The organism is Oxalobacteraceae bacterium OTU3CAMAD1, assembly GCA_024123915.1.
GTDB lineage: Bacteria > Pseudomonadota > Gammaproteobacteria > Burkholderiales > Burkholderiaceae_D > Rugamonas.
Genome location: CP099650.1, coordinates 367,912 through 389,729 on the forward strand (window position 1 = coordinate 367,912; position 21,818 = coordinate 389,729).

The 21,818-nt window shown below is 66.1% G+C and carries 16 protein-coding genes; 10 read left to right on the plus strand and 6 right to left on the minus strand.

Annotated elements, in window-relative coordinates; all coding sequences use genetic code 11:
* Positions 1 to 222 precede the first annotated feature (222 nt).
* Positions 223 to 2,127: a methyl-accepting chemotaxis protein gene (locus NHH88_01480; GenBank protein ID USX14498.1), complete on the plus strand. Its 1,905-nt coding sequence runs from the start codon at positions 223 to 225 to the stop codon at positions 2,125 to 2,127.
* Between the two features lie 158 nt (positions 2,128 to 2,285).
* Here NHH88_01480 and NHH88_01485 read toward each other — a convergent pair whose 3' ends face one another.
* On the minus strand, positions 2,286 to 2,990 hold the full coding sequence (locus tag NHH88_01485; GenBank protein ID USX14499.1) for a glutathione S-transferase N-terminal domain-containing protein: 705 nt from the start codon (positions 2,988 to 2,990) through the stop codon (positions 2,286 to 2,288).
* Positions 2,991 to 3,145: 155 nt separating this feature from the next.
* On the opposite strand from NHH88_01485, the gene NHH88_01490 reads away from it, so the two are divergent.
* From NHH88_01490 to NHH88_01515, 6 genes are all read left to right on the plus strand, one after another.
* Entirely contained in the window at positions 3,146 to 5,251 is a 2,106-nt protein-coding gene (locus NHH88_01490; protein USX14500.1) for a TonB-dependent siderophore receptor, read from the plus strand.
* A 159-nt stretch (positions 5,252 to 5,410) separates the two neighbouring features.
* Positions 5,411 to 5,725, plus strand: coding sequence for a hypothetical protein (locus NHH88_01495; GenBank protein USX14501.1), 315 nt, complete (start codon positions 5,411 to 5,413; stop codon positions 5,723 to 5,725).
* Positions 5,725 to 7,080: a GGDEF domain-containing protein gene (locus tag NHH88_01500; protein ID USX14502.1), complete on the plus strand. Its 1,356-nt coding sequence runs from the start codon at positions 5,725 to 5,727 to the stop codon at positions 7,078 to 7,080. The genes NHH88_01495 and NHH88_01500 overlap by 1 nt, the downstream gene beginning before the upstream one ends.
* 171 nt (positions 7,081 to 7,251) lie before the next feature.
* Complete coding sequence (locus NHH88_01505; protein USX14503.1) at positions 7,252 to 8,073, plus strand: hypothetical protein; 822 nt, start codon at positions 7,252 to 7,254, stop codon at positions 8,071 to 8,073.
* A 2-nt stretch (positions 8,074 to 8,075) separates the two neighbouring features.
* Entirely contained in the window at positions 8,076 to 9,092 is a 1,017-nt protein-coding gene (locus NHH88_01510) for a GTP-binding protein (protein ID USX14504.1), read from the plus strand.
* A 208-nt stretch (positions 9,093 to 9,300) separates the two neighbouring features.
* Positions 9,301 to 11,040: a cation:proton antiporter gene (locus NHH88_01515; protein ID USX14505.1), complete on the plus strand. Its 1,740-nt coding sequence runs from the start codon at positions 9,301 to 9,303 to the stop codon at positions 11,038 to 11,040.
* On the opposite strand, the gene NHH88_01520 is transcribed toward NHH88_01515, so the two are convergent.
* The 3 genes from NHH88_01520 to NHH88_01530 all read right to left on the minus strand — a co-directional run bounded on the left by NHH88_01520 (position 11,037) and on the right by NHH88_01530 (position 15,601).
* Positions 11,037 to 13,937, minus strand: coding sequence for an EAL domain-containing protein (locus NHH88_01520; protein USX14506.1), 2,901 nt, complete (start codon positions 13,935 to 13,937; stop codon positions 11,037 to 11,039). The two genes, NHH88_01515 and NHH88_01520, sit on opposite strands and share 4 nt — an antisense overlap.
* A 99-nt stretch (positions 13,938 to 14,036) precedes the next feature.
* A complete protein-coding gene (locus NHH88_01525) occupies positions 14,037 to 15,215 on the minus strand; it encodes a sensor histidine kinase (GenBank protein ID USX14507.1) in 1,179 nt (392 codons plus the stop codon).
* Positions 15,212 to 15,601 carry a response regulator gene (locus NHH88_01530; GenBank protein USX14508.1) on the minus strand — a complete coding sequence of 130 codons (390 nt, stop codon included), beginning with the start codon at positions 15,599 to 15,601 and terminating at the stop codon, positions 15,212 to 15,214. Before NHH88_01530 ends, NHH88_01525 begins: the two co-directional genes overlap by 4 nt.
* A 254-nt stretch (positions 15,602 to 15,855) precedes the next feature.
* Between NHH88_01530 and NHH88_01535 the strand changes: the two genes are divergently transcribed.
* The 3 genes from NHH88_01535 to map all read left to right on the plus strand — a co-directional run bounded on the left by NHH88_01535 (position 15,856) and on the right by map (position 18,216).
* On the plus strand, positions 15,856 to 17,151 hold the full coding sequence (locus NHH88_01535; protein ID USX14509.1) for an MFS transporter: 1,296 nt from the start codon (positions 15,856 to 15,858) through the stop codon (positions 17,149 to 17,151).
* 79 nt (positions 17,152 to 17,230) lie between these two features.
* A complete protein-coding gene (locus tag NHH88_01540) occupies positions 17,231 to 17,452 on the plus strand; it encodes a ParD-like family protein (protein USX14510.1) in 222 nt (73 codons plus the stop codon).
* Complete coding sequence (map, locus tag NHH88_01545) at positions 17,449 to 18,216, plus strand: type I methionyl aminopeptidase (protein ID USX14511.1); 768 nt, start codon at positions 17,449 to 17,451, stop codon at positions 18,214 to 18,216. The genes NHH88_01540 and map overlap by 4 nt, the downstream gene beginning before the upstream one ends.
* Before the next feature lie 64 nt (positions 18,217 to 18,280).
* Here the strand turns inward: map and NHH88_01550 are convergent, their stop codons facing one another.
* Together NHH88_01550 and NHH88_01555 are read right to left on the minus strand one after the other, a co-directional pair.
* Positions 18,281 to 18,655 carry a hypothetical protein gene (locus NHH88_01550; GenBank protein USX14512.1) on the minus strand — a complete coding sequence of 125 codons (375 nt, stop codon included), beginning with the start codon at positions 18,653 to 18,655 and terminating at the stop codon, positions 18,281 to 18,283.
* 63 nt (positions 18,656 to 18,718) lie between these two features.
* On the minus strand, positions 18,719 to 21,814 hold the full coding sequence (locus NHH88_01555; GenBank protein USX14513.1) for an efflux RND transporter permease subunit: 3,096 nt from the start codon (positions 21,812 to 21,814) through the stop codon (positions 18,719 to 18,721).
* Positions 21,815 to 21,818: the final 4 nt, after the last annotated feature.

Consider the following 21,818-nt stretch of genomic DNA (forward strand, 5'->3'; position numbering starts at 1 on the left):
AAAGGGAATGTGGTCGCGATGGTGGTGGATTTCTCCTCATGCCCGCAACGGGCACGGCACGTAGCAGCTTGCACTCCTCAAGCCTCACCACACGACGATCTGAAACACCGCTTGTATATCGCTAGCCTCTGCGCCGCTTTGCCGGCATTCATTTTCGCTTGTCCACGAACCATCGCCAGTGCGCCGCGCACATCGGCGATGCATCCGCTTTAGGGAGAAATTATGTTTTCAAACATGAAGGTGGCCGTCCGGCTGTCGCTGGGTTTCGGCGCGGTGGTGCTGTTGTTGCTCGTGCTATCGGCGGTCAGCATGATGCGCATGGCGGCGATGGACCAGGATATGGATCTGATCATGGAGGACCGCTATCCCAAGGTGGTGCTGGCCAACGAGGCGGCCAAGCTCACCTTGGACAACGCCCGCCAGGTGCGCAGCATGCTGCTGGCCACCAGCGACGATGAACGCGACAAATACAAGGCGGCGGCCGAGGGCAACCGCGCCAAGGTGACCGAGGTGCTGGCCAAGCTCGACAAGCTGCTCACGCTGCCCAAGGCGCGCGAAGTGTTCAAGGAGATCACCGACAAGAACACCGTGCTCAACCAGGCCTACAACGAACTGTATGACCTCATCAAGACCGATCCCAAGAAGGCGGTGTCCTTCCTGAAGGAGCAGTTCGTCACCGTCAACAGCGGCTACCTGGCCTCGCTCGAGTCGCTGGTCAAATTCCAGAACGAACTGATGGATCAGGAGCGCGTCGCCGCCAACGCCAATTACGAAACCACGCGCACGGTGATCATCACCCTCGCGGTGGCGGCGGTGCTGATCGCGATCGCGCTGGCCTGGGTCATCACCGCCAGCCTGGTCAAGAGCCTCGGCGGCGAACCGGGCTACGCGGCCGACGTGATGCGCCGCATTTCCGACGGCGACCTGAGCGGTGAAGTGCGGATCAAGCCGGGCGATAGCGGCAGCCTGCTGCTCACCATCAAGGAGATGGTGGCCAAACTGACGCAGGTGATCGACGGCCAGCGCACCGTGGTGGAAGCGGCCAACCGCGGCAACTTCGGCGCGCGCATCGACCTCAACGGTCTGCAGGGCTTCCAGCGCGAGATGGGCGAGGGCCTGAACCAGCTCGCCACCACCACCGGCGCCAGCATCGACGACGTGGTGCGCGTCATGGGCGCGATGTCCGAGGGCGACCTGACGCAGACCATCGACAAGCACTACGAGGGCGCCTTCGGCGAGCTGAAAAAATACGCCAACAACACCGTGGCCAAACTGGCGCAGGTGGTGTCGGAGGTCAACGCCAACGCCGAAGGCCTGGCGGCAGCCTCCGAAGAGGTCAGCGCAACGGCCAATTCGCTGGCGCAGGCGGCCAGCGAGCAGGCCGCCGGCGTCGAGGAAACCTCGGCATCGGTCGAGCAGATGACGGCGTCGGTGGCGCAAAACACCGACAACGCCAAGGTGACCGACGCCATGGCCAGCCGCGCGGCGTCCGAGGCCACCGAGGGCGGCGAGGCGGTGCGTTCGACGGTGTCGGCGATGAAGCAGATCGCCGCCAAGGTGCTGATCATCGACGACATCGCCTACCAGACCAACCTGCTGGCGCTGAACGCGGCCATCGAGGCGGCGCGCGCGGGCGAGCACGGCAAGGGCTTCGCGGTGGTCGCCGCCGAGGTGCGCAAGCTGGCCGAGCGCAGCCAGATTGCCGCGCAGGAGATCGGCGAGGTCGCCACCAGCAGCGTCAGCCTTGCCGAGCAGGCCGGGCAGATGCTGGGGGCGATGGTGCCGAACATCAAAAAGACGTCCGAGCTGGTGCAGGAGATCACGGCCGCGTCGGAGGAACAGTCGTCGGGGCTGGCGCAGATCAACGGCGCCATCGCGCAGCTGAGCCAGACCACGCAGCAGAACGCCGCCGGCTCGGAGGAGCTGGCGTCGACGGCCGAGCAGATGAGCAGCCAGGCCGAGGAGCTCCAGCAGGCCATGAGTTTCTTCAAGATCGGCCACGTGTCCGGCGGCGCCAGGAGCGCCGCCCCGCGCCCGCAGCCGCGCGGCGGCTCTCGTCCGGTGCCGATACGCCAGGTCGAACTGTCGGGCGTGGCGCCCGATGAATCGAAGTTCGTGAAGTATTGAAGCTTGGACACGGGTATCCGAACAACCTTGGAGACACGTAGGGCGGATTAGGCGAAGCCGTAATCGGCCATGCATGCGCCAACGAGACGCATGCATGGCCGATTACGCTGCGCTAATCCGCCCTACGTGTCTCTGCGGATTATTTCACCGCCGTTGGCCTAGCTCCGCTTCGGTATCTCCAGGCCCTTCGCCACCGCCGGCCTGGCGACGAACGCCTCCAGCGCCCGCGTCACGTGCGGGAAGTCCGCGATGCCCACCAGATCGCCGGCCTGATAGAAACCGATCAGATTGCGCACCCACGGGAAGGTGGCGATGTCGGCGATCGTGTATTGGTCGCCGACCAGCCACTGGCGCGTCGCCAGACGCTCGTTCAACACCCCCAGCAAGCGCTTGGACTCGGCCACGTAGCGGTCGCGCGGGCGCTTGTCTTCGTAGTCCTTGCCGGCGAACTTGTGGAAGAAGCCCAACTGGCCGAACATCGGCCCGATGCCGCCCATCTGGAACATCAGCCACTGGATGGTCTCATAACGCCCGGCGGCGTCGGCCGGCAGGAATTGCCCGCTCTTTTCCGCCAGATAGATCAAAATCGCGCCGGATTCAAACAGCGCCAGCGGCTTGCCGTCCGGACCGTTGGGATCGACGATGGCCGGAATCTTGTTGTTCGGATTGAGCGACAGGAATTCCGGCGACATCTGGTCGTTGGTCTCGAAGCTCACCAGATGGGGCTCGTACGGCAAACCGGTTTCCTCCAGCAGGATGGAGACCTTGACGCCGTTGGGCGTGGGCAGCGAATACAGCTGGATGCGGTCGGCGTGCTGGGCCGGCCATTTTTGCGTGATGGGGAAATTGGAGAGATCGGTCATGTGCTGCCTTTCAAATGTGCGTCCCACAAAATAGCAGAAATCCCGATTCCGGGTCCGGCGCCGCCCCATTTGCCGCCGGCTATCTCCTATCCGTGCGTAAATGAGATTGATTATCATTTATAATGTGAAACTTATTTCATTTCCAACGGATATCCATGTCTTTTCGTCCCACCGCGCGCGTCGTCGCGCTGAGTCTCTTGCTCGCCCCCGTCGCCCCCCTGGCCCACGCCGCCGCCGATGACGCCGCCAACGGCGCCGCCACCGACACCGCCCTGCCGCAAGTCAACGTCGTCGCCGACCGCGCCAGCGGCCAGTACAACCCGCAGCACAGCAGCGGCGCCACGCGCACCGACACGCCGCTGCGCGAAGTGCCGCAATCGGTCCGGGTGATGAGCCAGCAGCAGATCGAGGACCTCGGCGCGTTGCGCCTGGCCGACACGGTCGACTTCGTCAGCGGCATTTCCCGCCTCAACGATTTCGGCGGCACCTGGGACAACTTCGCCATTCGCGGCTTCAGCAGCACCGACATGGGCTTCCTGGTCAACGGCTTTCCCGGCTCGCGCGGCTACAACCCGCCGCGCGACACCGCCACCGTCGAGCGCTTCGAATTCCTCAAGGGACCGGCGTCGGCCCTCTACGGCAGCAGCGAGCCGGGCGGCACGATCAACATCGTCACCAAGAAGCCCAAGTTCAACGCGCACAACGTCGCCGAGGTCAGCCTGGGCAGCCGTGGCCTGCGCCGCGCCACCGTCGACAGCACCGGCGCGCTGGGCGCGAAGGTGGCCTACCGCATCAACCTGATGACGGAGGAGGGCGACAGCCGCTCCACCCTGCTGCACAACAAGCGCACCCTGGTGGCGCCGGCGCTGACCTGGGTCATCGATCCGCAAACGATGCTGAACTACGAAGCGGAATTCCTGCGCGCCGACACCCCGCTCGACCGCGGCGTCATCAACGTGCGCGGCACGCTCGGCACCCTGCCGCGCGACCGCATCCTGAACGAACCGTCCGACGGCAACATGAAACTGACCAGCGACACCCACCAGCTGACCCTGGACCGGGCGCTGTCGGACCACTGGCGCGCGCGCTTCGGCGCCAGCTACAAGGAAAGCACGTTCGACGGCAACTACACCGAGGCGACCTCGCTGGCGGCCGACAACCGCACGCTCAACCGCCAGGCGACGTGGCGCCAGCTGCCGTCGCGCGACGTCTCGGTGCAGGCCGAGGTCGAAGGCAAGTTCGACACCGCAGGCTTGGGCCACACGGTGCTGGTCGGCGCCGAGGCTTCGCGCCTGTGGATGAACACGGAAATCCTGCGCTCGGCCAACACCCCGATCGACATCTACAACCCCGTCTATGGCACGCCGGCGACGGCGCTGACCAACCGCACCTCCAGCTCGGACGAGCGCCAGCGCGTCAAGGCGGTGTTCGCGCAAGACCAGATCAGCCTGTCGCCGCAATGGAAGTTGCTCGGCGGCCTGCGCTGGGATGAAGTCAACCAGGACATCGACAACCGCGTGGCCAGGACGGCGACGTCGAAACAGCAAAGCGCCGTCTCGCCGCGCGCCGGGCTGACCTTCCTGCCCAACGAGTGGAGCTCGCTCTATGTCTCGGCCGGCAAATCGTTCCGCGGCAACAGCGGCACCGACATCAACGGCAGCCCGTTCGACCCGCAGCGCTCGACGTCGTACGAAGCGGGCTGGAAACTGCAAACCCTGGACCAGCGCCTGGGCGCCAACTTCGCCGTCTACGACATCGCCAAGACCAACGTGCTGACGGCCAGCGACGTGCCCGGCTATTCGGTCGCGGCCGGCAAGATCAAGAGCAGCGGCTTCGAGGCCGACGTCTACGGCCAGATCGACGCCAACTGGCGCGTCAGCGGCAATTTCTCGTGGGATGACGCCCGCGTGGACAAAGACCGGACCCTGGCCCCGGGTACGCGCGTGATGAACGTGCCGAAGGTCAGCGCCGGCCTGCTGGCCATCCGCGAAGCCGTCCTGGACAACGGCGGCCGCTACGGCGTCGGTGGCGGCGTCAACTACGTCGGCGACCGCTCCGGCAACACCGCCGACACCTACACCTTGCCGGCCTACACCACGGCCAAGCTGGTGAGCTACTGGCAAATCAGCAAGAAGGTGCGGCTGTCGCTGGACGTGCACAACCTGTTCAACCGCAACTACTACACCGCCTCGTGGGGCAACCTGTATGTCATCCCCGGCGCCGAGCGCAGCATCGTCACGCGCCTGAAGGTTGATCTGTAAAGCGTCGATCCGCTAGCGTCGAACCACCGGGCCGGCGGCGCCGCACCCCCCATCAGCGGTGCGTCGCCGCCGCGCCGCTTCTGCTAAGGTTTCGGTCTGGGCGCGGCGCGGATTCCCCATTTCCGCCGCGCGCTTTCCCATCAGTGCGGAGGAGGCAACATGGAACGATTCCTGATCGTCTATCGTGGCGCTCCCGGCGGTACGTCGGAGGCCTCGGAACACCACCCCGGGCGATGGTCGGCCTGGTTCGATACGCTGGGCGCGGCCGTCATCGACCGTGGCAACCTGACCCACAACAGCGTTGAAGTGACCAGCCGGCTGCTCGGTCCCAAATTGTCCGGCAGCACGCTGGCTGGCTATTGTCTGGTGGCGGCGGCCGACTTCAACGACGCGGTCCGGCTCGCCGAAGAATGCCCTATTTTCGATGAACACGGTTGGGTGGAGATCGCGCGGCTTACGGACGCACCCGCCTGATGCGCGGGAACGACGCACACATTCCTCCCTTCATGCGCTATGTGACGGGCATGCTGATGGTCGCCACCATCGGCTTGCTCATTTGGCATCACTACGGCATGGAACGTGTCATCGAGATATCCGACCGAAAAAACACCGCGCTGCAAGTCACGGACGACCGCGGCAGCGGCGGCGGCAGCGTCGCAACGCTCGAGCGCGGGAACGGCCTGTTGCGCCTGCGCTGCCAGCTGACGCGCAAGATCGATTGGCCCAACTGCAAATACATGTTCCTCATCAGTCAAACCGCCAAGGGCATGGACTTGTCGGAGTTCGACTCGGTCAGCGTCGACGTGCGCTACGCCGGCCCGGGGCGCCACGCGCTGCGCGTCATGCTGGTGAATTTCGAACCGCAAGTGTCGACCTTGGCCGACTGGATGTCGCAAAAGGTCAACGAGCTGGAATTCCAGGTGCCCGACCAGGGCGTCACCGAGATTCCGCTGAACGTGTTCCACACCGCTCCCTGGTGGATCGACTACAAGCAAGTGCCGCTGGAGCAGTCCGGCATGCGCATCGACAACGTCACGCGGGTCGAGCTGCTGACGGGCGCGCAAACCGAGGCCGGCGAGCACGTCATCGATTTGCGCTCGCTGCGTTTCCATGGAAAATGGATCAGCCAGGGCCGCCTGTACCTGCTGCTGATGGGCGCGTGGATATTGTGCGCGGTCGGCTGGCCGCTGATGGCGTCGCTGCAGTTGCGGCGCCAGCTGCGCCACAGCAGCAAGCGGCTCAATCTGCTGAGCGAGGTTAACCGGGCTCTGCAGCTGGAGGCGCGCGAGCTGGTCGAGCAGGTCAACACCGATCCGCTGACCGGCGCGCTGAACCGGCAGGGCCTGCGCGCGGCGCTGATGAGTACGCCGGCCATCCTGGCCGCGCCGATGTCGGTGGTGTTCACCGACATCGACCATTTCAAGCACATCAACGACCAGCACGGCCACGACGCCGGCGACGCCGTGCTGCGCCAGTTCGCCGCCGAGATCACGGCGGGGATACGCTCCAGCGACAAGCTGGTGCGCTGGGGCGGCGAGGAGTTCCTGATCATCTGCTCGGGCACCAGCGCCGAGCAGGCGCGCGTGCTGGCGGAGAAATTGCGCACCGGCTTGAAAAACGCCCGCTGGTCGACCGGACCCGGCATCACCGCGTCGTTCGGCGTTGCCGAGCTCACGCCCAACGACGACATCGGCGACGCCATCAAGCGCGCCGACGAAGCCCTGTACGCGGCCAAGGGCGCCGGCCGCGACCGGGTGGTGGTGGACATGACCTCGAACGGCACGGTGCCGGAAGGAAAGTTCCGCAAGTCCCTGAGCACGCTACGCTAGCGATCGCAGGCTCAATCCCAGCAATGCGGCGATGCCCCAATGCCATGGGGACCCGTCGTGCGGATAAACGGTGCTCACCGCAAAACCGGCCAATCCTTATTGCAATTCAGTTGCGTTTACGGCGGTATGTCCCTAGAATGCCTGCAACGCATACATTGCAAATGGAGGACTATGGAAGCCGCCCTGCTGCCGATTCCGGGCTTATCGCTCATGTTCATGCTGGGGTTGCGGCATGGTTTTGACCCCGACCATATCGCCATCATCGACAGCATGGCCTACCGCGCCCTGAGCGAGCGGCCGCGCCTGGCGCCCTGGACCGGCACCTTGTTCGCGCTGGGCCACGGCTTGGCGGTGACGGCCATCGCCGTCGCGCTGGGCGCGTTCGCCGGCGGCATCGAACTGCCGACCTTGTTGCGGACCATCCTGGACTGGCTGCCGACCTTGCTGCTGATCCTGGTCGGCACGCTCAACCTGCGCGACTTGCTGCAACAGCAGGTGTACCGGCCCAAGGGCTGGAAAACCCTCTTGATGCCCCGGCAACTGCGTAACAGCTCGCATCCGCTGACGATCTTCGGCACCGGCGTGCTGTTCGCGCTGGTGTTCGACACCGCCACGCAGGCGGCCGCGTGGGGCTATGCCGCGACCGCCAACGCCGGCAGCGCCACCGCCCTGGTCGCCGGCCTGGCCTTCACGGCCGGCATGGTCGTCACCGACAGCGCCGACGGCCGCCTGATGGTGCGGTTGCTGCGCAGCACCTCCGGCCAGGCCGCCGCCACTGCCGCCGCGTACCGGCGCAGGATAGGCTGGACCGTGGTGCTGATGTCGTACGGCATGGCGCTGTACCAGATCGCGACCGCGCTGCGACCCGATATCGAACTCGACGAGTTGGCGTTCACCGTCGTCGGCTGCGCCCTGTTCGCCTCCCTGCTGATCGCCTGCGCTGTCCTCGTCCGCAAACGCGCCGCCGTCGCCTATCCCATCACCAAGGAGTAACCATGTCCCTTCATGCCCGCATCGCCGCCCAGGTTCCCGTCACCTTGCTCACCGGTTTCCTCGGGGCCGGGAAAACCACGCTGCTCAACCGCATCCTCAGCGAGGAACACAATCAACGCATCGCCGTGATCGAGAATGAATTCGGCGAGGCCGGCGTCGACAGCGAGCTGCTGGTCAACAGCGAGGAGCAGGTCGTCGAAATGAACAACGGCTGCATCTGCTGCACCGTACGGGGCGACCTGGTGCGGATTCTCGGCCAGTTGGCCGAACGCCGCGACGCCGGCGAGATCCGCTTCGACCGCGTCATCATCGAGACCACCGGCTTGGCCGATCCGGCGCCCGTCGCGCAAACCTTCTTTGTCGACGAAACCATCGGCAGCTACTACCGGCTCGACGCCATCGTCACCGTCGTCGACGCGCTGCACGCCCAGCAACAGCTCGATGCCCACCACGAAGCCCAGGAACAGGTCGGTTTCGCCGACCGCATCCTGCTGTCCAAAACCGATCTGGTCACGCCGGCGGCGGCCGAGGCACTGGTGACCCGCCTGCAAAGCATCAACGCACGGGCGCCGATCTCTGCTGTACACTTTGGCCGCGCGGAAATCGACCGGCTGCTCCATGTCGGCGGTTTCAGCCTGGACGCCATCCTCGCGATCGAGCCCGACTTTCTCGACGACGTGACGCACGAACATGACGACGATATTTCCTCGTTCGTGTTCCGCGCCTCGCGTCCGATCAGGGCCGGCAAGCTCGAAGCCTTCCTGTCGATGATGCTGACCGACTACGGCAACGACATGCTGCGCTACAAGGGCGTGCTGGACGTCGCCGGCGTGCCGGCGCGCGTAGTGTTCCAGGGCGTGCACATGATGATGGGAACCAATCTCGGCGCGCCGTGGCGCGACGGCGAAGCGCGTGAGAGCCTGATGGTCTTTATCGGCCGCAAGCTGCCCAAGGAGCAGTTCCTGGCCGGCCTCGAGCAATGTTTAACCAAGGAAGTGGCAACGCATGAAATCAGATGACGTAAGGACGTTCCGCGTGGAAGCGGGCGCCGGCGTGCGGGGTTCGGATCGGGCCGCCGCTCGGCGATGAAATCGGTCTTTTTGCCACGTCCAGCAAGGCGCCGCCAGAACGCGTCGATGTGAATCCATTCCGCTTGATATCGTTCCCTTGTGCCAACGGCGCCCAGCCTCTACACTCGAAACAACTCCACAGCCGCCCCGGCCCCGCATGTCCGCCCATCATCTACGCGAAGCGCTCCTCTTCCTGGCCCTGGCCGGCATCCTGGTGCCGGTGCTGCAACGGCTGCGCGTCAATCAGATGCTGGGATTCCTGGTGGCCGGGATCTTGTTCGGCCCCCACGGCATCAGCGACTGGGCCGGCGGAGCGCCCTGGCTGGCGCTGGTGACCTTCCAGGACGTCGGGCGCATCAAGTCGCTTGCCGAGCTGGGCATCGTGTTCCTCATGTTTATGATCGGGCTGGAGCTGTCGCCGACGCGGCTGTGGTCCCTGCGGCGCGACGTGTTCGGCACCGGCGTGGCCCAGGTCGGCGTCACCGCCTGCGTGATCGGCTTGTTCGCCTACGTGTTCGGCAATCCGCCCGCCGCCGCCATGGCGATCGGGCTGACCCTGGCCATGTCCAGCACGGCCGTGGCGATGGAGCTGATGAGCAAGCAGCACGCGCTGAAAACCGCGCTGGGCCAGAAGTGCTTCGCGATCCTGATGTTGCAGGACCTGGCCGTGGTGCCGGCGCTGATTTTGGTCGAGGGCTTGGCCGGCAACGGCAGCCAGGCACTGGGCTGGACCTTGCTGATCGCTGTCGCCAAGGCCGCCGCCACCATCACCTTGCTGTATCTCGTGGGACGGCGCGTCGCCAAGCCGCTGCTGTCCTCGGCCGCCGTCCAGCGCCAGCCGGACGTGTTCGTCGCGCTGATCCTGCTGATGGTGCTGGGCATCGCGGCGTTGACGGCGGCCAGCGGCTTGTCGCTGGCGCTGGGCGCGTTGCTGGCGGGCCTGCTGCTGGCCGACACCGAGTTCCAGTACGAAGTGGAGATCATCGTCGAGCCGTTCAAAGGCTTGCTGATGGGCTTGTTCTTCATGGCGGTGGGGATGGAGGTCGACCTGCGGCTGGTGGCCGAATTCCCGCTGCTGCTGCCGGCCTCGGTGCTGGGACTGCTCGTCATCAAGACTGCGGTGGTGGCGGTGTTGCTGGGCAGGCTGGGCTGGGCCACGGCCGTGCAGGGCGGCCTGTTGCTTGGCCAGGGCGGCGAGTTCGCCTTCATCATCCTCGCCTACGCGGTCAGCACGCGGCTGCTGACGCCGGAGGCCAGCCAATTCCTGCTGCTGGTGGTCAGCCTGAGCATGCTGATCGCGCCCGGCGCCGCCGCCCTGGGCGCGGCCCTGGCCAGACGCGACCGCGCCGGGCGCGCGGCGGCGGCGTCGGACAATCTAGAGCCGCCCGCCACCGACCTTAAGGGACACGTCATCATCGGCGGCTTCGGCCGGGTGGGCCGCTTGATCGCCGATGTACTCGACAAGCAGGGGATCAAGTACCTCGCGGTGGAACGCGACCGCCACCTGGTCGACGACGCCAGAAGCCAGCGCCACGACGCGCGCGTTTTCTCGGGCGACGCCTCGCTGCCGGAACTGTTGCGGCGGCTGGGTGTCAACGAGGCCGCTTGCGTGGTGCTGACCATGGACGATCCGCACGCGGCACTGCACGCGGTGGGCGCGCTGCGCCGGCACTATCCTGCGCTGTGCCTGCTGGCGCGGGCGCGCGATGAAAAGCACGCGCGCGCGCTGAAGAAGGCCGGCGCCACCGAGGTGGTGTCGGAAGCGGTCGAGTCCGGATTACAGCTTGCCAGTTTCGCGCTCGGCGCGGCCGGCATGACGATGGCGGCGGCTGCCTTCCACATCGGCCAGGAGCGCGCCGACGTGCTGGCCCGGATCGACGATCGACCGTCCTTCTAGGCCGGCCTGGCGGACGCCAGGGTCGGCGGGCGCCGGTCCTGGGTGGGCAGGCGCCGGTCCTGCACCAGCAGTTGCTGGAACGCTTCGCTGCCGAGCGGACGGCTGTAGTGATAGCCCTGCATCATGTCGCAGCCCTCGTCGCGCAGGAAATCGAGTTGCGCCGTGTTTTCGACGCCTTCGGCGATCACCTCCAGCCGCAGGCTGTGCGCCAGGGTGACGATGGCGCGCACGATGGCCTCGTCGTCGGCGTCGTTGCTCAGCTCTCGCACGAAGGACTGGTCGATCTTGAGCACGTCGATGGGGAAGCGCCGCAGGTACGACAGGCTCGAGTAGCCGGTGCCGAAATCGTCGATCGAGATCTGCACGCCGAGCGCCTTCAGATTGCGCAGCACCTCGATCGCGTACTCGACATCGTGCATGACCGTGCCCTCGGTCAGCTCCAGCTCCAGCAACGCCGGGATCATGCCGGTTTCTTGCAGCAGGTCGGCGATCGATTGCACCAGCGTTTTCTGCGTGAACTGGCGCGGCGACAGGTTGACGGCCACCCTCAGCCCGGTCCAGCCGGCCTTGTGCCACGCCATCGTCTGCAGGCAGGCGGTGCGCAGCACCCAGGCGCCGATCGGCACAATCAGTCCCATGTCCTCGGCCAGGCCGATGAAGCGGGCCGGCGCGATCATGCCCTGGGTCGGATGGTTCCAGCGCAGCAGCGCCTCCATGCCGATGATCTTGCCGCTCTTCAAACAGAGCTGGGGCTGGTAGTGCAGCACGAACTCGTCGCGCTCGAGCGCGCGCCGCAGGTCGGTTTCGATCTTGAGCCGGTCCAGGGTGCGCTCGTTCATCTCCGCCGTATAGAACTGGAAGGCGTTGCGGCCCAGTTCCTTGGCGCGGTACATCGCGATGTCGGCGAAGCGGGATAGGCCGTCGGCGTTGTCGGCGTCGGTCGGATAGGTGGCCACCCCCACGCTGCAGGTGATGAAGAATTCGTGCCCCTCGATCATGATGGGCTGCCCGACCGCTTCCATGATGCGCGTGAGGACGGCGACGCCGGTGCCATCCTCGGGATTTTCTGGCAACACCAGCATGAATTCGTCGCCGCCGACGCGCGCCACCGTGTCGGTCTCCCGCACGCAGGCAGACAGCCGCTCGGCCACGATCTTCAACAGCGTGTCGCCGGCCTCGTGGCCCAAGGTGTCGTTGACGAATTTAAAGCGGTCCAGGTCGAGGAAGGCGACCCAGAACGCGCCGTTCCTGCGCCGCGCGCCGGCGATGGCGTCGTTCAGGCGGTCGCGCAGCAAATTGCGGTTGGCCAGGCCGGTCAGGCTGTCATGCGTGGCCTGGTATTCAATCTCGGCCTCGTAACCCATCGCCGCCGAGATGTCGTACTGGGCGACGACGAAGTGGCTGACGGCGCCATCCTGGTCCTGCACCGGCGCGACGAACAGGTCGCTCCAATAGCCGCTGCCGTCCTTGCGGTGGTTGCGCACCAGCGCGTGGCCCTCGCTTTGCTCGCGCAGCGCGGTCTGGATTTGCTCGATATTGCCCTGGTATTGGCCGCCGCCGTGCAGGAAATCGAGCCGCTGCCCCAGCACTTCCTGCGCGCTGAAGCCGGTAAGGCGTTCGAACGCCGGGTTGACGTATTCGATCGGGTGCTCCGGCGCCTGGGCGCCGCACAGGATGATGGCGTTGGCCGACACTTCGATCACGCGCTCGCGCAGGCGCAAGCCTTGCTCGGTCTGCACGCGCTGGGCCAGGTCCTCGGCCAGCCGCAAGTTGGCGAACTCCAGTGTGGAGGTGCGCGCGCGTGTGGCCCGCTCGACCATGGCGAGGCGTGTCACCAGCGCGTAGATATAGGCGGTCGCCAGCAGGGTGGACAGCAAACCGCCCATCAGCGCGTACAAAGAACCGTTGTGGCCGTCGGCGAAGAAGGTACCGGTTTGGCTCACCTCCACCCGCAAGGTCTGGCCTGCCAGCGCGAACGACGATACCACCGGCGCCGGGCGGTCGTAGAACAACCACGACGACAGCCAGTGCGGGCCGTTCGGCGACGCCGCCACCGCGCCGCCGACGTCGCCGTGGCTGGCGATCAGCCGGGACGGGATGCCAGGGGAGGCGGAAAACAGGCGGATGCCGATGCCGTCCAGCGCCGGGAAGCCGCGCGCCTCGAGCACCGGGTCGAACAGGCGGTCGACGCGCAGCTCGGCGACCAGCTCGCCGACGACGGCGCGCTGGCGCTCGGCGGCGGTGTCGAGCGGCGCGCCGCGCCAAAACACCGGCGCCAGCACGCGGAAGCCCTCGAACCGGCCGTTGGCGAACAGCAGCGGCAGCACGGCGGTGCCGGCGCTGCCGCCGCGTTGGCGCGATACCTGGCGGGCGTCGGCCAGCTCGGCCATCGGCGCCGTGTCCAGTCCCACGTGGTCTTCGTTGCCGAACAGCGGCTCCAGGTAGTCGACCACCAGGTAGCTGTCGCGGATGCCGGCGCGGCGCACGCGGCCGTCGACCAGTTCGGTCAGCGTGAAACCGGGGAAGCGTTCGCGCATGGCGGCCTCGTAGCCGGCGCGCTCGCGGTGCTGGATCAGGCGCTGGAAACCGAGCGCCTGGATTTGCGGCGAGTGCTCGCGCAGCGGCAGGCTCAATTGGTGGAATTGCTCGCGGGTGAGCAGGCCGAACGTGGCGTACAGCTGCCGCAGCGCGTCGATCTGCTCGACCGCGTCGCGCACGCCGCCGGCCACGGCGTTGATGCGCAATTTGGCGTTTTGCTCGAATTGCACGGTTTGCCGGGCCGCCTCGACGCGCCGGACGCTGACGAACAGCAGCGAGGTCAGCGTCAGGCCGACGAACAGGGTGATCAGGGCGGACAGCGACACGGATATGCGTACGCGCGTGATGAGCTTTTGCATTGCGGCTCCTGGTCGCGGTCGGCCGGCTCGGCGGGTCCGCGGAAATGGTGAAAAATCGAACGAAGCGTTGGAACCAAGCGTTGAAACCAGGTGCGGAAGCTAAGCAACTGAGACTAGTTGTTTGAGACTGTCGCCGCTGCGGCGGTGGGGCATTTGCCGTGGCAGGCGGATGGTGAAAGTAACGCCGTCATCGGCGTTGGAGGCGACCGTGATCTTGCCGTCGTGCGCGCTGACGATTTCTTTGACCACATACAGGCCCAAGCCCAGGTTCTGCATGCGCGCGCCCACCCGTTCGCTGGCAGGCCGGATGGCGAACCGTTTGATCGGATCGAACAAGGTGCGCAGCTTGGCAGGGGACAAGACGTCGGCCTCGTTGCGCACCTCGTACACCACTTCGTCGGCCAGGCCGTACACGGCGACGCGGATGACGCTGCCGGAGGTGCTGTGCTGGATCGCGTTGGAGATCAGGTTCGAGAACGCCTGCCCCATGCGCTGGCCGTCCCATGCGCCCACCATGTCGCCTTCCGCCTTGAAGTCGAACTGGCGGTCGGGATGGAAGATTCGTGCCTCGTCCATCGTATGGACGCAAATTTCCAGCAGATCGACCGTGCGCGGATCGATCGGGATGCCGTCGCCCAGGTGGGTGGTGGAAAAATCGAGCAGGTCGCGCACGATCGCGTCCATCCGCTTGGAGCTATTGAGAATGCGCAGTCCCACCTTGAGCGCCTTGGACGGCAGCGTCTGATCCATCAACAGCACCTGCGCGCCCATGCTGACCGCGCCCAGCGGGGTGCGCACGTCGTGCCCGAGGATGGCCAGGAACAGGTTCTGGGCTTCGCGCAGCATGCGCGAATAGCGCGCCATGGACTCGGTCTGGGCCTGATCGATCGCCTCGTTAAACCGGATCACATCCACCAGGCTTTCCGGCGTCGTGTCACCGGCGTCGCGGGCCCACAGGCGCAGCACGCTGGAGCGCAGCGCCCGGTACTCGGCCATCACCTGCTCGCCCGAAAACCCGGCCGCGACGCGCTCCTCCGCGTGGGTTTCGGCGGCCGTGTTGACGCCGGTGCCGAGGGCCAGTCCCTTGGACTTGGCGATGCTTTCATGCTCGGCCTGCGGCGTTTCCAGATCGGCCGCGATCACGCGCAGCACGTCGGCCGCATGGTCGCGCAGTTCGCCCCTGGTCGCGTCCTCAAGCGGCGCCAGCGACGCCGCAAACTCTTCCCATTCTTTTAGTATGGGCTCGAGATTGGACAGGATAAACGCGGCTAGTTTCATGGTGAGACCAGCGCCGGCGTCAAGCGGGGCGACGCTTCGCCCTGCAACAGCTTCTTCACTTCCGACAGCAACGACTCGGCCATGAAGGGTTTGCAGAGAAAAGCGTCGTAGCTGTCTCCGTGCGCGACCTGGTTGCGCAGCGACCCGCTCATGAGCAGGATCGGCAGCATGCCCCGCGTATAAGACCTGCGCAGCTCCTCGCTGAGCTCCACGCCGGTGCGACCCGGCATGATGCAGTCCGAAATCAACAGATCCGGCTTGCGGCGCATGATTTTCGTCAGCGCCTCCTCGGCGTCGTGGGCCAACTGCACTTCGTAGCCGGAACTCTCCAGCACCATCAGGCAGGCCTCGGCCAAATCCATGTCATCTTCGACCACTAAAATCATCGCTATCTCCGGTGTTTTGCCTTTGGCACCGAAGACTGATCGGCAGGGGGAAAAGCTGACCCCTTGCGCAGTGTCAATTATTTCCATACGGAACTCCGTACGGTACCGTACATTGCCTAAAGTGAATTTTTTGAGGCTGCCGGCCGTCGTCCGAGCGGTTGGCGCATCGTCCGTCGTCTATACTCGTGCCTTTCCAGGGGGCGGACCGCTCCCGCCGCGACCGTTTCGCGCTAACCGCCCAGCCGCCTTCCGCAATGATCAAAATCTCCGGTAACGAGACCCCCGCCCGCATTCGCCGCGGCCAAACCCTGTCGCTGGTGCTGCTGGTGGTGTGTGGCGTCATCAACTACCTCGACCGCGCGACCCTCGCCGTGGCCAACGAATACATCCGCGCCGACCTCGGCCTCTCGCTCGGTCAGATGGGCTTGCTGTTGTCGGCGTTCTCGTGGAGCTACGCGCTGTGCCAGCTGCCGGTGGGCGCGCTGGTCGACAAGATCGGGCCGCGCTGGCTGCTCGGCATCGGCCTGGTGGTGTGGTCGCTGGCGCAGGCGGCCGGCGGGCTGGCCTCGACCTTCGGCTGGTTCGTGATCGCCCGCATCGCGCTGGGCATCGGCGAGGCGCCGCAGTTCCCGGCGGCGGCGCGGGTGGTCAGCAACTGGTTCCCGCCGCGCTCGCGCGGCACGCCGACCGGCGTCTACAACTCGGCCTCGCCGCTGGGCGTGGCGCTGGCGCCGCTGTTGCTGGCGCCGCTGATCGCCGCCACCAGCTGGCACTGGGCCTTCTTCGTCACCGGCGCCATGGGCCTGGTGGCGGCCGTGGTCTGGGTGGCGCTGTACCGCGATCCGGTGCCGGCGCAGCTGAGCGCCGACGAGCGCGCCTATCTGGAGCCCAGCGCGACCGGGGAGGCGGCCACCAAGACCAAAACCGGCTTCGCCGCCTGGTGCGCGCTGTTCCGCCACCGCACGACGTGGGGCATGATGCTCGGGTTCTTCGGCTCGGTGTACCTGAACTGGGTGTACCTGACCTGGCTGCCGGGCTATCTGCGCACCGAGCGGCACATGGATCTGGCGGGCGCCGGCCTGGCGTCGTCGATTCCGTTCATCTGCGGCTTCGCCGGCGCCCTGATCGCCGGCTGGGCCTCCGACCGCGTCGCCAGCCGGGCCAAGTCCCAGATGTCCGGCCGCCGCAACGCGGTGGTGGTCGCCACCCTGGGCATGGTGGTGTTCACGGTGCCGGCCGCGCTGGTCGACAGCAACGTCCTGGCCGTCGCCTGCATCTCGATGGTCATCTTCCTCGCCAACGCCTCGTCGGCGTGCGCCTGGTCGCTCGCCACCGTGGCGGCGCCGCCCAGCCGCATCGCCTCGCTCGGCGCGTTGCAGAACTTCGGCGGCTTCCTCGGCGGCGCGTTGGCGCCCATCCTGACCGGCTACATCGCGCAGACCTGGTCCTTCGTGCCGGCGCTGCTGACCGGCGCCGGCATCGCCTTCGTCGGCGCCATGTCGTACCTCTTCCTGGTGGTGCGGCCGATCCCGGAGGACGACAAGGGTTAAGCACGGGCCAAAAACGCCGCTTGCACCGAACCACACGATACATATACAATCCATATACACTTCGTATATAGGACAAAATATGGGCATCGTAAACATCGACGACAATCTGCACGACCAGATCCGCAAGGCCAGCGGCGTGGGCTGCCGCTCGATCAACGCGCAGGCGGCGTTCTGGATCAAGATCGGCATGTTGTGCGAAATGAATCCTACGCTCAGCTTCAACGAGATCGTCGCCGGGGAGTTGCGCGCGGCGGGCGTCGGGGTCGATGTCGACACCCAGTTCCGGAGCGCGCTGGGATGACCAAGCGACCGGAAGAAATCGCGCTGATGGCGGAGTCGGGCAAGCTGCTGGCCAGCGTGTTCGGCCATCTGGACGGGTTCAGCCTGATCGGCATGTCCACCATGCAGGTCAACGACATGGTCGACGGCTTCATCGTCAATGAACTGCGCGCGCGTCCGGCCAGCAAGGGGCAGTACGGGTTCGCCTATTCACTCAACTCCTCCCGCAACAACGTGGTGTGCCACGGCGTGCCGTCCACCACCGACATCCTGCGGGACGGCGATATCGTCAATTTCGATATCACCTTGGAGAAGAACGGCTTCATCGCCGATTCCAGCAAAACCTATCTCGTCGGCGAAGTCTCGCCGCTGGCCAAGCGGCTGGTGGAAGTGACCTACGAGGCGATGTGGAAGGGCATCAAGGCCGTGCGCCCGGGCGCCAGGCTGGGCGACGTGGGCCACGCCATCGAGCGCCACGCGCGGCGCAACGGCTATTCGGTCGTGCGGGAGTATTGCGGGCACGGCATCGGCCGCGAAATGCACGAAGCGCCGCAGGTGCTGCATTGGGGTAAGCCGCAGACGGGACTGATGCTACAGGAAGGCATGGTCTTCACCATCGAGCCAATGCTCAACCAGGGCCGCCGCACCGTGCATACCGAGGATGACGGCTGGACCGTCGTGACCACGGACGGCAAACTGTCCGCGCAGTTCGAGCATACGGTGGCGGTCACGCGCAACGGCGTGCGGGTGCTGACCCTGCGTCCCGAGGAACGGGCGTTGAACTGAACCGCGTCGCTGGAGAGCCCGTCTTGCGGCGGAATCTCCGGCGCATGATCGCGCTTACTTCCGCTTACTTGATGGAGAAGCGGACGTTGCTGGTGGCCTTGTCCGGAAACACGATCGCCGCCACCACCTTGTTGCCCGCCTCGAGCTTGACGCCGTCCTTGGCGACCAGGGTGTTGGCGCCGCCCGGCGTCAGCGGGAACACCGTCTTTTCCGTTCCCTTGAGCACGGTCAAGGTGCCGCTGCCGCCGGCCATCGGCAAATCCTTGCCGTGGTCGTCCACGTAAATCGTGGTTTTGCCTTCCTTGTTGACCAGCTCGAACGACAGGTCGCCGGCGGTTTTCACGATGCCGCCATGCTTGGCTTCGCTCTCGTGCGCCTGCACGGCGTTGGACCCGGCGATCGCCAGCGCAACGGCCAGCACGGTCATGATTTTCTTCATTTTTTACTCCAGCTATCGAATGTGGCGGCTATCAGGGGCGCCGCCAGGTGAGCCCCAATCATTTTAATAACTGTCGCCGTCCTGGCGCGCGACCAGGCGCTCCAGCGGCGCCTTGCCGACCAGCCAGAAGATCAGCGGCGTCAGCAGCGTATCGAGCAAGGTCGAGCTGATCAGTCCACCGAAGATGACGACCGCGACCGGGTGCAGGATTTCCTTGCCGGGCGCGTCCGCCGCCAGCAGCAGCGGCACCAGCGCGAAGGCCGCCACCAGCGCGGTCATCAGCACCGGGGTCAGGCGCTCGAGCGAACCGCGTCGTATCATCGGCCAGCCGAAGGTCTCGCCCTCGAACTTGCACAGGTTGACGTAGTGGCTGATTTTCAGGATACCGTTGCGCGTGGCGATACCGGCCAGCGTGATGAAGCCGACCATCGACGCCACCGACAGCGAGACGCCGGCGATCCACATCGCGGCCACGCTGCCGACCAGCGCCAGCGGAATATTGCCCATGATGACCAGCGCCAGCACGCCGGAGCGGTAGCGCGTGTACAGCACCAGGTAGATCAGCAACAGCGACGCCAGCGACAGGCCGACGATCAGGCGCTGCGCCCGCTCCTGCGCCTGGAACTGGCCTTCGATGCTGATGAAGTAGCCGCCCGGCAGCGCCGTCTTCGCGACCGCTTGCCGCACGTCGCCGATGATGCGCGACATGTTCGAGCCGTCGGTATTGGCGTAGACGACGATGCGGCGGCGGCCGTTCTCGCGGCCGATCTGGTTGGGACCGTCGCTTTCCTCTATGGCCGCGATGCTGGACAACGGTATCGGGCCGGGGGGGCTGTCCAGCATCAGGCGCTCGAGGTCTTGCGGCGTGCGGTCAACGTCGGCCAGCCGCACCACCAGATCGAAGCGGCGCGCGCCGTCGATGACCTGCGTTACGCGCGTTCCCTCCGACATGGCTTCGATGGCGGCGAGCACCTGGCCCGTGGCGAGGCCGGCCTGCGCGGCCTTGCGGTAGTCGACCCGCACCGTGATTTGCGGAATCAGCACCTGCCGCTCGACGGACAGGTCGACCAGGCCCGTCACGCCGGCGAGGCGCGCGCGCAAGGCGTCGGCCAGGCCGCGCAGGGTGTCGAGGTCGTCTCCATAGATCTTCACCGCCACCTGCGCGCGCACGCCGGACAGCAAATGGTCCAGCCGGTGCGAAATCGGCTGGCCGATCGCCACCGACGCGGGGATCGACGACAACTGGGCGCGTATCGCGGCCATGACCTGCTCGCGCGTGCGTTCGGAAGGTTCCAGGTCGACATCGAGCTCGGAGGAGTGCACGCCTTCCGCATGCTCGTCCAGCTCGGCGCGGCCGGTTCGGCGGCCCACGTTGATCACCTCTGGCACGGCCTGGATCAGCGTCTCGGCCAGCGCGCCGAGGCGGTTGGCCTCGGCCAGCGAGGTACCCGGCGTGAAGGTCATCCCCATGACCAGCGACCCCTCGTTGAAGGCCGGCAGGAAAGCACGCGGGAAGAACGGCACCGACGCCGCCGCCACGATGACGGCGATCACGGCCGCCGCCAGCAGCGGACGCACCCTTGGCAGCGACCAGTCCAGCAAGCGGCCGTCCCACGCCTTGAGGCGACGCACCAGCGGGCTGTCGTCATGCCGCAGTGCCTTCATTTTAGGCAGCAAGTACATGGCCAGCACCGGCGTGACCGTCATCGACACCAGCATGGACGCCAGGATCGAAGCGATATAAGCGATGCCGAGCGGCGCGAACAGCCGGCCCTCGATGCCGGGCAGGGCGAACAGCGGCACGAACACCAGCACCACGATGATGGTCGCGTAGACGATGCCCGAGCGCACCTCCACCGAGGCGCGCCAGATGGTTTCCAGCACCGACGTGCCTTCGGCGCGCTGCTTGAGCCGTCGCACGATGTTCTCGACATCGACCACGGCGTCGTCGACCAGTTCGCCGATGGCGATCGCCAGCCCGCCCAGGGTCATCACGTTGATGGACTGGCCGAGCAGATGGAAGGCCAGCGCCGTGACGCCCAGCGACAACGGAATGGCGACTAGCGAGATGGCCGTGGTGCGGGCGCTGAGCAGGAAGGCGAACAGCACCACTGCGACCAGGATGGCGCCGTCGCGCAGCGCCTCGACCACGTTGCCGATGGATGACTCGATGAAGTCCGCCTGCCGGAACAACACCACCGGCGCGGCCAGTCCGGCCGGCAAGCCCTGCTTGAGTTCAGCGAGGGCGGTCTCGATGTCCTGCGTCAGACGCACGGTGTCGCCGGTCGGCTGTTTCTGCACGCTCAGGATGACGGCCGGGCGGCCGTTCATGCCGGCGTCGCCGCGCTTGAAGGCGGGCGCGTAGCGGACGTTCGCCACTTGCTCCAGCAACACCGGCGCACCGTTGCGGTAGGCCACCGCCAGCCCCTTGACGTCGTCCAGGCGGTTGGTGCGGCCCAGGTTGCGGATCAGGTATTCGCGGTTGTTCAAATCGATGAAGCCGCCGCTGGTGTTGCTGGCGAAGCCCTGCAAGGCGCCGGTGACCTGCGGCAGCGATACGCCGAACTGGGCCATGCGCGCCGTGTCCGGCTCCACGCGCAGCTGGCGCACCTCGCCGCCGATCGGAATGACCTGCGACACGCCGGGTATCGACAGTAGCCGTGGCCGCAGTACGAAGTCGGCGTACTCCCTGGCCTTCATCGGATCGGTCTTTTGCAGATCGATGGGCAGCGCGATCAGCATGATCTCGCCCATGATCGACGATACCGGCCCCATCACCGGCGCCAGCTGGCCGGGTAACTGCTCCTTGACCAGCGCCAGCCGTTCCGCCACCAGCTGGCGGTTGCGGTAGATGTCCGTGCCCCAGTCGAACTCGGCGTAGACGATGGACAGTCCCACGCCCGACACGGAACGCACCCGCGTCACGCCCGGCATGCCGTTCAAGGTGTTTTCGATGGGGAACGAGACGATCTGCTCGACCTCCTCCGGCGCCATGCCGCCGGCCTCGGTGAGCACCGTCACCACCGGCTTGTTGAGGTCGGGGAAAACGTCGACCGGCGTGCGCGAGGCCGTCACGGCGCCGTACAGCATCAGCATGGCCGCCGCCGCCAGCACCAGCAGCCGGTTGTTCAGACTAAAACGTACGATAGCGTTGAACATGGCG